This window comes from Brevibacterium sp. LS14 (genome assembly GCF_012027885.1).
Taxonomy (GTDB): domain Bacteria; phylum Actinomycetota; class Actinomycetes; order Actinomycetales; family Brevibacteriaceae; genus Brevibacterium; species Brevibacterium casei.
In genome coordinates this window covers 39,300-53,374 of the sequence record NZ_SJXG01000055.1, presented here as the reverse complement: position 1 = coordinate 53,374, position 14,075 = coordinate 39,300, and the positions used below count along the sequence as shown (strand labels likewise).

The window sequence follows — 14,075 nt, the reverse complement described above, 5'->3', positions numbered from 1 at the left end:
CGGCACGGGTTCTGCCACTTCGGCCGGAATCACCGATCCGACCAACACCACAGGCGGCGTGGCTTCCGGTTTCCCGGTCGGGGTCGGGGTGCGTGAGGACGGCACCCCGGTCGACCTCACCGGGCAGCGGCCTTCGGCGCGGGCGTGGATCTATGAACGCTTCGCCACCCTGATCTCTCGGATCAGCATGGACCAGGCCGGCACCGGATCCCCCTACGCTCTCGTGGTGACCGCGACCGCTGAGGACCTCGCTCATCGGACTGGGGAGGGCACGACCGGGGTCGAGACCCCGATCCCGATCCACGAACTCGTAACCAACGGGCTCAACGGGGACGTGTTCTTCCACCTCATGAGTGAGACCGCGCACACGATGCAGGTGATGACGGAGAAACGGTTCGCGAACAAGAAACAGGTCGCGGTCATCACCGCCCGTGACAAGGGGTGTACGTTCCCCGGGTGTGATGCGCCCCCGGGGTGGTGTGAGGCCAATCATGTGGTGCCCTGGGCCAGGGGTGGGAAGACGACGATCAACAATCTGGCTCTGGCCTGCAGTGCCCACCATCACCTGTTGGATCGCTGCGACTGGGAGATGCTCATGCTTCTGGATGGGCGTCCGGCGTGGAGACCACCGGCGTCGGTGGATCCTGCCCGACGACCACTGTTGCATCCGCGGTTCCTGGCCGAGGAGATCATCGCGTCCCTCTTCGACGACCACCCCGACACGGTGAGAGATGATCACTCTGACGGGACTGGTCAGGATCAACAGCGGGGCACCGGGTGAGGGCACAGCCCTGTCCTCATCGGCTGAGTTGAAGCACCTGTTCACGCAATCTCTCGGACCTCATCCGCATGACGTCATCCGTGCGACGCCATTTGTATGACGCCATCCGTAGAAAGTAATCCGTATGACGCCATTAGTGCGATGTCATCCGTGAGAAGGAGTCTGTGGGGTGTCGTTGACAGCGAGATCCCGCAAGGCGGAGATGGCATCGGCGATGAGCTCCTGTTGCGGATGCCCCGGATCGCTGATTGCGTGGATGTATCGCGTCGGAGCGGGATCCGCCAGTGGCACGATTCGCACTCCCGGCGGCAGCGGGTCGATGCCGAGCCGGGGAAGGATCGTCACACCGAGTCCGCGACTGACCATGTGCAGGGCCGTCGGGAAGGAATGCGCCTCATGCTTGAAGTGGATCCGTACGCCGGCTCGCGCACATGCGTCGAAGAGAATCGTTCGGCAGGGTCCGTCGCCGATGTCATTGTCGATCCACTGCAGCTCTTCGAGCTCAGCGAGCGAGATCGAGTCGCGAGAGGCGATCCGATGGTCGTCGGGAACAGCGACGACATACGGGTCTGCGACGAGCAGGTTGCTGTCGACCTCGACGGGAAAGCGCAGTTCCTGCGACTCAGAGATGACCAGCTGAATATCGGAGCTCAGCTCCCTCCACGGTCCTTCCGCGAGATTGAGCTGAACGGCGGTATCAGGGTAGCGGTTCTCGAGGTAGGCGACGAGCTCCGGCAGCCATCTCGTCCCAGCCGACGCGAAGTACCCGATCGACAGCCGGTTCACACGGCTCTCCTGCAGTTCGGAGATCCGCTGCTGCAGTCGACTCGATGAATCGAGAACCGCCTCTATCTCTCCGAGGATGGAGGCGCCCGTTTCTGTCAGGCACAGTCCGCGTCCGCGCCGGGTGAATAGGGTGAGACCGGTTTCGCGTTCGAGCAGCTTGAGATGATGACTGACGGCTGACGGTGAGAGTCCGAGATGATGAGCGGCAGAGCGGACCGAGCCCGTCATCGCGACCGACTTGAATGACTGCAGATGCGCGACGGAGTGCATACCCCAACCGTACGAATACCGTGCACAGTTGTGCAAGAGCGTGCGCTTTTCCCTTACGATGAGAACCGTAATAATCACAGATATGAGACGCAATCCAGAGCGAGAAGGCTCGTCGAGGGCAGCCGACGACGCTGTGGACACCACGGCGACACCGCTGGCCACCGCGCCGACCGGCCGATCGCTGCCTCTCTCCGTCCGCTTCCCCGCATTGCCATGGGTTGCCGCACTGCTGACCATGGTCTTCTGGGCGTCGTCCTTCGTCGTCATCCGTGACGCAGCTGCCCACTTCAACCCCGGAGCGATGGCACTGCTGCGCTGCCTTGCCGCAGCCGCCGTGCTCTCGCTGTGGATGCTCATCCGGCGCCCGCGGTTCCCCTCATCGATGCGCGCCTGGCTCATCGTCGCCCTCTGGGGAGTGGCGTGGTTCGCCGCCTATGTCGTCGTCCTCAACGCAGCGGAGCATTCCATCGACGCCGGCACCGCCTCGATGATCGTCAATGTCGCACCGCTCATCATCGCGGTCTTCGCAGGCATCGTCCTCCGCGAGGGGCTGCCCTGGCGCCTCCTGCTCGGCATACTCATCTCGCTCGGCGGCATCGGGCTGATCACGGCAGCGAGTTTCACCGGAGTCATCACCTTAGGTGGACTGGTCCTCAGCCTCGTCGCCGCCGTGCTCTACGCGGCATGTGTGCTCCTCCAGAAGCACTTCCTCTCGCGCGAGGACTCCGTGACCGTGACGTGGCTCGGTATCCTCGCCGGCACAGTTGCGTGTCTCGTCTTCACTCCGAGCCTCGTCGCCGAGGTGGCCGCCGCACCCATCGGCATCACCCTCCAGGTCGTCTACCTCGGCGTCGTGCCGACTGCGATCGCGTTCAATCTCTGGGGATTCGCTATCCGCGTTCTCCCGGCCGGCCTGCTCAGCTCCTCAAGCCTTCTCGTCCCGGCGATCGTCGTTCTTCTCTCATGGATCATCCTCGCCGAGGTGCCGCCGCCGCTGGCAGCCGCGGGCGGAGTCCTCTGCCTCGTTGGGGCCGCATGTGCGATCGGACCGCAGATCGTGAGCTCGCTGCGAGCGTCCGCCGAGCGCTCGGGCTGACCGAAGCACGCCCCAAGGCGCACGGACGGCGGTGTGATCCGCTCAGCCTTCGGCCTTGCCCTGACGCCAATAGCCCATGAACGCCACCTGTTTGCGATCGACGCCGATCTCCTGGACAAGATACCGACGCAGGCGTTTGACCGGTCCCGCCTCACCGGCGATCCACGCGTAGAACGGCCGGGCCGTGCTGTCGCTCGAACTGCTCTGGGCGGCCTGAGAGAGCTGGGAGGGAACGTCCCAGAGGATCTCGGAATCGATGTCGACGTCCGGGAGCTCGACGCCCGAGCCTGATCCTCCCACCTCGGCGAGGACCCTTCTCTCCGCCTTCACCGCCGCCCGGACTGCGGGCTCGAGTTTGGCGCCGAACTCAGCATCACCACGGGGGAGCCATTCGATCTCGAATCCGTCGGGGAGGGTGAGATCGAGGACATCGGCAGGGCTGGGGACCTCGATGACCGCCTTCCCACGCACGCTGCCCCCGACCAGTGATTCGAGGATCGAGGCGATGGCCGGCACGGCGGTCTCATCTCCGGCGAGGAGGAGCTGATCGGCGTCGCCGGATCGGAACTCGATCCCGCCGTAATCGCCGTCGTGATCGCGCGACGGTCCGATGATGTGAAGGCGGTGACCGATCTCTGCGGTCTCGGCCCAGCTCGCGGCCGGACCCGAATGTCCTGCCTCGTCCGTGTGAAGGACCATGTCGACGACGAGCTCACGGGCCTCGTCTCGCCACTCGCGGACCGTGTACGTGCGCATGCACCCGCGCAGCGCCTCGTCGAGCTGCAACCACGCCTGGTACCACGAGGTCCCGGCCTGTGCCTGCTCGCTGAAGAACCCCACAAGGTCGAAAGCGGGAGCGGTCGTGCCGCCTGGGGGAATGACGAGCTTGATCCTCAGGTCGCGCGGATGGTCGGTGACGCCGAAGCCGGCGAGTCCGGGACCTCCGAACGTGATGCGACGGAAGGCGGGACTGAGATCCTCGATGCCGATGACGGTGGCTTCGAAGGCGTTGATGGATGCTCGTGACACGGGTTCTCCTCTGGCCCCCGCGGCGAGTCGAGACCCCGCGGCGACGATGGACGTTCGTTCACGTCGAGTCTACAGATAAGGGTAGCCTTTCCACACTGTCTGATCGCCGATGTGATTCAACCGACGTCCCGACGGCGGCCGGGTGCGAGCACGGACTTCCCGTGTCAGGTCGGGCGCGCGAAGAGACGGCGCACCGGACCGATGCGAGCCAGGCATGCTGTGCACCGGGCCGGCGCGAGCGGGGTCGTGCTGTGCGCCGGGCCGATGTGAGCCGGGCATGGTGTGCCCCGGGTTGGCAGGCGTACCGGGAAGGCGGGCGCGGGGGCGTGCTGCGGCCGGGCCTATGTGAGCGTGGACCGCGCACCGGCCCGGCCCGCGAATTCCCCGGCGTCTCAGTATCCGTAGCCGTCGTTGATGGTGATGACGACCTTCCCGTCGACGATCTCAGCCGTCCCGTCCACGGAGAACGTCACCGTGTCATCGAACGTGCCGTCATCATCGAAGAACGAATCATAGTTGCCGGTGACGAACGCCTCTCCCTCGGTCACCGAGGTGACGGCCCAGGCAGGACCGCCGTTGGGGCCGGTCGTCTCTCCCAGGTCGTAGTACGGATCCGACGAGCTGTCCGCCACGGTGACCGTGGGATACGAGGAGGTGGACCACTTGATGTTCGTCGCGTCGTAGCTCTCGGCGCTGAACGAGCCGAACGGGCACCCGTCGGGCTGGGCGACGGTCTTCTGCGCGCAGCTGTCGATGAGGGTCTTGACCTGCTTGTCGACCTCGCTGCGGAACGCATCGGTCGGCTGCGCCGCGAGGAGAGCCGGTTCGACGCCCTCCATGTCCGCATCGTCGACGCTGCCGGCGAAGAACGTCCGTGCCTCGATGGGGTCGGCGGAGATGAGCTCTGTCTGCTCGGCGAGCCCCACTTCGTAGAGCGCCGGGAACGCCGGCAGCGCCAGCTGACTGCCGTCTGTGTCGACATCGATGCCGTTGACTTTGACCGTCGTCAGCCCGGGAGTCTCCACCGCGAGGTAGGACAGCTCAGGTGACTGCAGCTTCCAATCGTCGAAGAACAGAGCAGTCTTACCCGACTTGACCAGGGAGAAGTCGGTCGTGCTCTTGCTTCCTCCCAGGTCGAAGGTCGCCGACACCGTGGCCTGGTCGTCGGAGACGTCGGCATCGGCGACGGTGATGTCCGTGGGCAGAGCCTTGGCGGCGCCGAGGACGTCGTTGGTGAGCAGCTGCCTCTGCTCCGCCGGCACATCGACATCCGCGATCGACAGCGCCCCTTCGGCGTCTCCGTCGGCCAGTCGGTCAAGGTATTTCTCGACGGCCGCTTCCGGGCCGAACATCCGACCGTTGACCTGGGTGACGACGATGAGCGCGGCGACGATGACGAGGACCGAGACTCCGCTGATGACGCCGACGACGGTGGCCTTCTTCCGGTCGAACGGCTTGGCCGGGCCTCCCGACGCGCCGGGGGATCGCCCGTCGTACGCAGACTGCGCTGGTGCCGACGCTGCCCCGGAATAGGTGCCCGCCTCCGACCACGCGCGCGTGGATCCCGTGCCGGTCTGACTCGGCGATGGGTCTGCGCTCCACGAAGATGAGGGTCCGGCGAAGTCTGGGGCGGACTGCGCCGCTGATCCCGAGACGGATGGATCCGCAGCCCCGGAGGCGGACTGTGCAGTCGAGCCGGAGGCCGCGTGGAGGGCCGAATCGAAGGCGGACCGAGACGTCGTCCCGGAAGCAGGCTGTGACGCCGAGCCGGGTGCTGACTGCGAAATCGGATTGCCGCTCGAATCCTGCAGTGCTCCCGACTGCGGACCGGCCGGGCCGAACGGAGTCTGCGGCGGCGGAGGCGGTGTCTGGCCCGATCGCGTGCCGGAGACCGCGCTGCGATGGATGAGCGGATACTCCGGAGCGCTCATGCCGAGTTCGCGACCCCAGTGCGGGTGCGTCGCCCGACCGGCGAGGAACCGCGTCACCGCAGGCATCGTCAGCGCCAGGCGCGGCCCGAGCGTGCGCGAGAGCACCTCGATGAGGCCGCCCCAGACTGCGAAGACGAGGAACGACCACGCCAAGGTGCTCAGTGCGGCCTGTCCGGCAGCCATCGACCCGAAGACATCCGTCGCTCCGGCCGAACCGCGCACAGAGGCCCGCATCGGGATCGCCGTCAGCGAGAGGATCCCCCACACCGCGGCGAAGGCGAGCGGGATCCTCCACGCAGAATGCCACTGATTCGGATCCTGACCCTGCACCGTCCACCGCGGCTGCCGCGTCACCGTGGCGACGAGCGTTGCGGCGAGGACCGCGACGACGACGGCGAGCAGACCCAACCACAGCTGCCCGGGAGCCTCGTCGCTGAAGATCGTCAGTGACTCGGAGAACGTTCCCGAGTCCGAGAAGCCACCCGATCCCGAACCGAAGCCACCCTGTATCGAGAACGTCACCCCGCCGAGGTGGACGAGCAGAGTGAGGATGAGACCCATCGTGATGAAGACGAGCGGAACCACCTGGCCGGGGACGTCGAGACCGAAGGGCAGGACGAAGATCGCCACGATCGACATCACGGCGACCATGACGACGAGATGGACCCATGCGACGAGCAGAGGCGGAACAGCCCAGCGGAGGAACGGGGCGCCGATCGCCTCTGTGCCCTTGAAGTGGCCGGCGACTCGGCCCCACGCGCTCACCGCGGCGATGACGAGCAGAGGGACGAAGAACGAGCGCGCAGTCACCGCCGAGAACTCGAACTGCGCGGCACCGCCGCCTTCCATGAGCGCGAACCGTGCCGCGAAGATGAGCTGGAGCAGGAAGAGCACGATGGTGAACGCCAGCGCGGAGATTCCGATCCGGATCCACGTCGACCCGCGGTTGGGAGACGGCTGGCGTCGCTCGCTCCACTGGGTGAACCACCACAGGGTCCCGAGGACGACGAGCGTGACGAGCAGTGGGGCGCCGGAGAGGTGGAGTGCGCCGTTCGCGGAGGCGAAGTCCTCGATCTGCAGGTCGAAGCGGAACGCGGCCGAACCGAACAGGGCCAGAGCCATGAGGACGAATGGAAGGGCGTAGCCGATCTTGTCGGTGTCCGCGCCCATGGTCTGGGAGGCCGAATCGACCTCGGCGGTCGACATGACGACGACCGTGAGGATGATCGACACGAGGATGCCGGCGGCCAGGGCGATCCCCGGAGGAATGAGCACCGCCTTCCACGTGGCTCCGCGGGCAAGCGGTGCCAGGTATGTCGCCGCCCGCGGCGAGGGTCCCGCGCTCGATGTGGGATAGGGAATGCCCTGCGGGGTCGCCCCCTGCTGGGGATACTGTGAACCCTGGTACGGCGTGCCCTGCTGGGGGTGTGGCGCACCCTGCGAGGCGGCACCCTGATACGGCGATCCCTGCGAGGCGGCTCCCTGATACGGCGCATCCTGGTACGGTGATGCTCCCTGGTGAGCGGGCCCCTGGGGCGGATGCTGCGACCCCGCCCCCTGCCACGGCGGCGTCGACGGGGGATTCGGAGTTCCCTGAGGAGGGGCACCGTGCGTGGATTCGCCCTGTGGCTGCCGGGACCCGGATCCTTCCGGGGAGTAAGGGGTCCCCTGCTTTGGGGAGGGCGAACCTTCCGGCGAGTACACGGAGTTCTGCTGGGCAGCGGCTTCCGGGGAGAAGCGCGGGAACTGCTCGGTCGGCGCGCTCGTGTCCGAACCTGAGCCCGGTGCCCTCGTGTCCGAGCCCGGTGCGCTCTGAGAAGTCGATTCGCGACTGTCCACTGCTGGCGCGGCTGTGACGGTGTCTTCCGCATCGGTGCCGCTGGACGCGGAGCTGTTGAGATTGGAGCTGCTGGTGTCAGAGGTGCCGGGATCAGAGTTGCTGGGATCAGAGCTGTCGGGCGTCGAGCTGCCGGGACCAGAACTGCCGGACGCCGAACTGCCGGGACGGGTGCTGCTGCGGGCGGGCTCGGCGGAGGGCTTCTTCGGTGCCGCTGACGGCTTCCCGGCAGCCGACGGCTTCGCAGTTTCTGACGGCTTCGTGGTCCCCGACGGCCTCGCGGCTTCCGATGGCTTAGTAGCTTCCGACGGCTTCGCGGGTTTCGACGGTGTCGCGGAGCCGTGCTCGGGGCTGCGCTTCGAACTGTCGGGGGACCGCTCTTCGGGGTTCTGGGACGATGTGCTCATGGGGAATCCTTCGACTGCTCAGGCCCGAGTGCGTCGCCGACCTCATTGCCGCCAATGATGCCTGCTGCGCCGGGCTGATGGGGACGTGATCAGTCATTCGCAACGACATATCCATCTGTAGTGGCATCCTATATTAGGCTGGAAACAGCAGAGGGAGTTTTTCTCAGAATTCTGTGTCCGACGACCGATCTGGAGCTGCCGATGAGCGACAACCCTTCCCGAGGCGGGCGTGGCCAGAACGATGGGTGGCCGCGCGATGATGCGAGCGGAGGACCTCAGCCCGGCCGTGGCCCGCGGGCCGGTGACGCGGACGCATGGGGGCCTGCCGCGGAGACCGGTTGGGGATCGGGGTCCGATGACGGCTGGGACCGAGGTCCCGCCGACGGCGCCGAGGCTGCTCGACAGGGCAGCGCGGGTGCCGGCGCCCCTGGAGCATGGGGTCCCCCAGCGGAGACGGGATGGGGCCGCCCGAACGAGGCCTCGCCCTTCATCGCCGCTCAGCAGCCGGCGTCGGCGCGGCACCCGAACGGAGCAGAGCGTCCCGGTGGGGAGCAGGAGCATCCGGGACACGAGCCCGCGCGTCTGGCGTCCGAGCGCCCTGGCGTTCCTCCTCGTCAGCCGGAGGCGGGACCCCACCAGCAGGGAATGGAGCCCCATCAGCAGGGAGTGGGGCCCTACCAACAAGGGATGCGATCCCAGCAGCAGGAGATGGGGCCCCACCAGCAAGGGGTCGGGTTCGCTGCCGCAGGCCCGGGTCGGTCTGCGGCGCCGACGACCGATCGACGCCGTCGCAGGGGCGTCATCGGACTCTTCATCGTTCTCGCAGTCGTGGTCGCCGGTGCCATCGGGTGGGGCGCGGCGATGTTCTTCACCCAGGACGACTCGGGTGAGACGACAGTCGCCAGCTCCCCGTCCGGCTCGGTCTCGCCGTCGCCGTCCGGCGGGCCGAGTGCGGAGACCACGCCGACCGCAGAGTCATCGCCCGAACTCCCCGATGACCCGAAGGAGGCGCTCGACCAAATCGTCGACCGCGACCGCCCCTCGGTGGTCAAGGACCTCAACGGCAAATGGGTTCCCCAGCTGAGTTCGAAGCGAGTCGGCCTCGAAGCCGAGGGAAAGACGTGGAAGGAAGCGGACATCCTCGCCGAATACGAGGAATTCCGCAACGAGTATCCCCGGGTACAACTGGTGTGGTCGGGTGATTTCTCGAGCTTCAAAGAGGACGATTTCTGGGTGACCGTCGTCGGCATCGGCTACAGCGACCCCGAGGACGCACTCGCCTGGTGCTCCTCGAACGGTCTGGGGCCCGACCACTGCTACGCCAAGCAGCTCAACACCTCAGGGGGATACGAGGGAACGACCCGACTGCAGGACTGACGGTGTCGGCGACGAACGGACCTGATGCGACGGCAAGCACACCTGCACCTATGACGGCTGCGCGGCGCGGCCCGACGGCCCCGCCGACGTGCTCGAACGCCGTGAGGACATCGCAGAGGAGTGACGTTCGATGATTGGTGACCAGGCAGTGACCCGCTGTGACGAAGTGTTGACTCCGCGGCGGAACGAGCAGTCTAAGATCGAACCATGACTTTCTGGGGGCAGGAGCTGCGAAGCAACCTTGCCCGATCTTACGAAGACCCCTCTGACCAGCGGTGGAATCCCGCTATTGCGACTCTTCCGGTGTCAGAGAGGGCTGCCGCGCTGTTCCGTGAGGTCGAGGAGGACTTCCGCGCCACCGGGTCGCGCACGCCGAGGTGGGAGGACCCCCACCTCGACCCCGAGTTCGAGTGGGGCGGAGGACCGGCCCCCGACGGCTGGTCGGACGTGACCGATCATGAGAAATTCGCCATCGTCCACGCACGCGCGCGGGCGTGGATCAATGTGCTCGCCCGACGCGGCATCCGCGTCGCCGACCACCCGGTCGATTGGGCCAGCGACGACCCCTTCCTCTCCGTGGCCGACCGCAGCGCGATCCTCACAAGTGACGTCGAGGGCAACCCCGAGCTCGTCATCGGATTCAACGACTTCGTCGCCGACGACGACGGAATCGACCGCGTCGCCAACGTCGTCGTCGCCCTCGGCGATCCGGCCGTGTCTCTCGCCCGCGTGCCCGACTGCGGCTGCGACTTCTGCGACTACGGTTCCGACGTCCTCCTCCAGCAGCTCGACAGCCTCATCTTCTCCGTCGTCGACGGCTCCATCGAAGCGCAATCAGGAGGCCGGTACTCCGGCTACCGCACCTCGTTCGACGCCGCCGGAGAATTCTCCGGGGAGATCACCCACCGCCAGGCCAGACATCGGTCACGACCGTGGTTCCCCGATTGGACACCCCGGCCCATGCAGGAATGGGCCTGACCGCAGCTCACCGTTCGCCGCGGTCGACGGTCTCGACGAGCTTCGCCGCGACGGCGAGGTCCTCCCACGACATCCCCGACCCCTTGAAGATCAGCGTGCGGTCCGCGTCAAGCGTGACCTCGCCCGTGCTCACCTGCTTCATCGTCACGATCGTGTCCGCGTCGAGGGCACCATCGGTGATCGCGAGGACGACGTCCCCGGCTTCGCGCAGGGCGGTGTCGAGGTCCTCGACGACGACCTCTGAGCGAGCGAACAGCTCCGCCGGCAGCTCCCGTGCGTGCGGATCATGCGAGCCGCACGCAAGCACCACGGCACCGGGGCGGACGAGATCGGCGTCGAAGAGCGGCGTGCGCGCGGTGGTCGCGGCGACGACGATGTCGGCGTCGCGCAGGGCCTCGTTCGCTTCCTCCGACCCTGCCGCGAGTACCCGTCCACGATCTCGCACCTCGTCGCCGACCCGGTCGGGGGAGCGGACGACGAAGACCGCCTCGGCGACGTCGAGCTCCGCCCTGATCGTGTCGGCATGACCGATCCCCTGGGGCCCGGCGCCGAAGATGACGACCTTCACCGGGTCCGGGAAGCGCGAGAGCGCGGGCAGGACTGCGGCGACGGACACGGCGGGAGTGCGCAGGGTCGTCAGTGCCGCGCCGTCGATGACCGTGCGCAGGCGCAGCGTGGAGGCCTCGTACATGAGGTACTGGCCGAGGATGCGGGGCAGCCCGCGTTCGGCATTGCCTGTCGAGACTCCGACGAGTTTGACCCCGACCCACTGTCCGAACTCCGAGGGCATGAAGATCATGTTCCCCGCGCTGATGTCGGTGACGGTCCGGGGAATGTCGTCACTGGGATCGAATCCCCCGGCCAGCGTCTCGCGGAGAGCGGAGACCGCCTCGGCGGGGGAGAGGGCCGCGAACACGGCTTCGGCGTCGAGATAGCTCACGTCGTCCATGGGTTCTCCTCACTGGTGCGGGTGCCACGGCTGTCCTGCCACACTATGTGATCGCACCCACAATTCCGAACGGATTCTGCCGGGAGGAAGCGGCGTCAGCCGCGATGGAGGGCCTGCCGGGGTGGAGGGTCAGCGTGGCGAAGGCGACCCCGGCGGGTGGAAGGGGTCGCCCCTCACACCGCGCGTCGGGCGGCAGCGGCGGCCGCCTCGGCGAGGATTGTCAGTGCCTCGGCGATGAGCGGTTGATCGGCCGAACCGCTGCGGACCCCGGTGAGGATCTTTCGGGAGGGGACCGGGTCGCCTCGGAGGGGGACCCGGACGACGTCGTAGCCTTCGGGCAGGTGAGCGAGCCGGGGAGCGAGCGCGACGCCGAGTCCGGCGGAGACGAGCGCCGCACCGGTCTCCCATTCGTGGGACTCGTGGGCGACCTCGGGGAAGAACCCTGCGGCCGCGCATGCCGTACGGACGAGCCGGTGGTAGGGCGTGCCGGGCCGGTCAAGGATCCACCGTTCCTCCGCCGCCTCACCGAGCGCGACCGACTCCCGGCCGGCGAGACGGTGGCGGCTGGGGACGAGGAGGTCGAGACGGTCACTGAAGAGCGCCGACTGCTCGAAGCGGGTGTCGCTGCGCGGCGGCAGCGGATCGGTGGCGACGACGACGGCGATGTCGGCCTGGTCGGCGACGAGGAGGTCGAAGCACTCCTGCGGGTCCGCCTCGATGATCCGCACGGTGCAGTCCGGATGCGCGCCCATCACCCGGTCGGCGGTGAGCGGGAGCAGGCTCGCCGCCGCCGTCGAGAACCCGCACAGGCGCAGCGTCCGCGTGCCCGTGGCGGGACCGAACGATGCGAGCTCGCCGCGGATCTCCTCCCACCGGGTGAACAGCTCCTGCGTGCGGTCGAGGAGCATCTGCCCCGCCGGGGTGAGTGCGAGCATCCGCCCGCGCTGCTCGAGCACGGTCACCCCGAGGTCCTTCGACAGGGTCCGCAGCTGGTGCGACACTGCCGACGGCGTGTACCCGAGCCGCTCCGCGGCGGCGGTGACGGTGCCGACCTCGGCGAGCACGCGGAGGACGTGGAGACGACGATCGATCATGCAATATTCTTGCATGATCGCGGACAAAATGATTCGCTTCCTTTCGCCGAGGTGGGGGCGGAGACTGAGAGGGAACGGCGAAGTCCCTCCGGCGCTGGGTCCGCGCCGCGACAGCCGCTGCGAGGCGGTCGCTGCCCGGGGTGCTCGGTCGCCGGCGCCGATGCCCCCGACGCGACAAGGTGGTGGAACCGATGACCCTGCTCCCCGACAGCACAGTCGATCCCCGAACGCGGGCACGCGGGCTCGATCCCGACAGGACGGTCGTCCCCGGAACGGATCCACGCGGGCTCGATGAGCTCATCGACGAGCGCCGCCCCGGGTACTCGCTCGAGGCCCCGTTCTACACCAGTCCCGACTTCTTCGCCCGCGATGTCGAGGCGATCTTCGCCTCGACGTGGATCTTCGTCGGCTCCGTCGCCGAGGTGCCCGAACCCGGCGACTTCGTCACCATCGACATCGGCACGTACTCGGTCATCGTCATCCGCGATGACGACGGCGAGATCCGTGTCCACCACAACGTCTGCCGCCATCGCGGGACGAGACTGCTGAGCGACCTCGCCGGATCGGTGGGCAACATCGTCTGCAGCTACCACCAGTGGACCTACACGCCCCGCGGTGAGCTCATCTCCGCCGGAGCACAGGCACCGGGCTTCGATCCCGCCTGCTTCTCCCTGCGCTCGGTGAGCGTGCGCACCATCGCCGGGCTCATCTTCGTCTGCCTGGGACCCGAGCCGGACGACATCGACGAGGTGGCCGACGTCATCGCGCCGTACATCGCCCCGCATGACATCGCCGGAGCGAAGGTCGCAGCACAGGTCGACCTCATCGAGGACTCGAACTGGAAGCTCGTCATGGAGAACAACCGCGAGTGCTACCACTGCGAGGCCGGGCATCCGGAGCTCACCTGCACATTCTTCCCCACCTACGGGTACGCCCCCGAGGAGATCCCACCCCGGCTGCAACCGGCCTATCAGCGCTTCCTCGACGCCGAACGGCGACTCCACGACGACTGCGACCGCAACGGACTTCCCTTTGCCCTCGTCGAGGAGCTCAGCGGCCGCCCGACCGGGTTCAGGATCGAACGCGCCGCCCTTGACGGACACGGCGAGTCGTACACCATGGACGGGTCGGCCGCCTCGGCGAGACTGCTCGGCGACCTCGACACCTTCTCCCTGGGCCGGGCCTCACTCCATGTCCAACCGAACATGTGGTTCCACGCGATGGCCGACCACATCGTCACCTTCAGCCTCGTCCCCCTCGCCGCTGACAGAACGCTCGTGCGCACGACGTGGCTCGTCGACGCCGAGGCGGAGGAGGGCGTCGACTACGACCTGGAGAACCTCACGACGGTGTGGATGAAGACGAACGAGCAGGACGCGGCCTTCTGCGAACGCGGTCAGCTGGGGGTGTCGTCGCCGGCGTACCTGCCGGGGCCCTATGCCCCCACCGAGGCGCATCTCGAAGAGTTCTGCACGTGGTACATCGAACGGCTGAAGGCCCACAGAGAGAGGGTGTGCGGGCGATGAGGTACGTGAGGTCG

General features: G+C 67.4%; 11 protein-coding genes. 6 read left to right on the top strand and 5 right to left on the bottom strand.

Annotated elements, in window-relative coordinates; translation table 11 throughout:
- On the top strand, positions 1–781 hold a 781-nt coding region (locus EZE58_RS12730), incomplete at its 5' end, for an HNH endonuclease signature motif containing protein (protein WP_167560676.1).
- 144 nt (positions 782–925) lie between these two features.
- Here EZE58_RS12730 and EZE58_RS12725 read toward each other — a convergent pair.
- Positions 926–2,104, bottom strand: a complete 1,179-nt coding sequence (locus tag EZE58_RS12725) for a LysR family transcriptional regulator (protein WP_240941302.1) — start codon at positions 2,102–2,104, stop codon at positions 926–928.
- Between EZE58_RS12725 and EZE58_RS12720 the strand changes: the two genes are divergently transcribed.
- Positions 2,073–2,933, top strand: coding sequence for a DMT family transporter (locus EZE58_RS12720; protein ID WP_009376727.1), 861 nt, complete (start codon positions 2,073–2,075; stop codon positions 2,931–2,933). The two genes, EZE58_RS12725 and EZE58_RS12720, sit on opposite strands and share 32 nt — an antisense overlap.
- A 42-nt stretch (positions 2,934–2,975) precedes the next feature.
- Here EZE58_RS12720 and EZE58_RS12715 read toward each other — a convergent pair whose 3' ends face one another.
- Positions 2,976–3,962: a siderophore-interacting protein gene (locus EZE58_RS12715; RefSeq protein ID WP_009376725.1), complete on the bottom strand. Its 987-nt coding sequence runs from the start codon at positions 3,960–3,962 to the stop codon at positions 2,976–2,978.
- Positions 3,963–4,354: 392 nt separating this feature from the next.
- Entirely contained in the window at positions 4,355–7,168 is a 2,814-nt protein-coding gene (locus tag EZE58_RS17240) for a hypothetical protein (RefSeq protein WP_009376717.1), read from the bottom strand.
- Between the two features lie 577 nt (positions 7,169–7,745).
- Between EZE58_RS17240 and EZE58_RS12705 the strand changes: the two genes are divergently transcribed.
- From EZE58_RS12705 to EZE58_RS12695, 3 genes are all read left to right on the top strand, one after another.
- Entirely contained in the window at positions 7,746–8,195 is a 450-nt protein-coding gene (locus EZE58_RS12705) for a hypothetical protein (protein ID WP_167560674.1), read from the top strand.
- A 629-nt stretch (positions 8,196–8,824) separates the two neighbouring features.
- Entirely contained in the window at positions 8,825–9,514 is a 690-nt protein-coding gene (locus tag EZE58_RS12700) for a hypothetical protein (protein ID WP_009376713.1), read from the top strand.
- Between the two features lie 303 nt (positions 9,515–9,817).
- Positions 9,818–10,492 (top strand): DUF6226 family protein, encoded by a 675-nt coding sequence (locus tag EZE58_RS12695; protein WP_009376710.1) that lies wholly within the window; start codon positions 9,818–9,820, stop codon positions 10,490–10,492.
- A 7-nt stretch (positions 10,493–10,499) separates the two neighbouring features.
- Here EZE58_RS12695 and EZE58_RS12690 read toward each other — a convergent pair whose 3' ends face one another.
- A complete protein-coding gene (locus EZE58_RS12690; protein WP_009376709.1) occupies positions 10,500–11,441 on the bottom strand; it encodes an ornithine cyclodeaminase family protein in 942 nt (313 codons plus the stop codon).
- Positions 11,442–11,614: 173 nt separating this feature from the next.
- Positions 11,615–12,535 carry a LysR family transcriptional regulator gene (locus tag EZE58_RS12685; protein ID WP_167560672.1) on the bottom strand — a complete coding sequence of 307 codons (921 nt, stop codon included), beginning with the start codon at positions 12,533–12,535 and terminating at the stop codon, positions 11,615–11,617.
- Between the two features lie 191 nt (positions 12,536–12,726).
- Between EZE58_RS12685 and EZE58_RS12680 the strand changes: the two genes are divergently transcribed.
- Positions 12,727–14,061, top strand: coding sequence for an aromatic ring-hydroxylating dioxygenase subunit alpha (locus EZE58_RS12680; RefSeq protein WP_009376707.1), 1,335 nt, complete (start codon positions 12,727–12,729; stop codon positions 14,059–14,061).
- Positions 14,062–14,075: the final 14 nt, after the last annotated feature.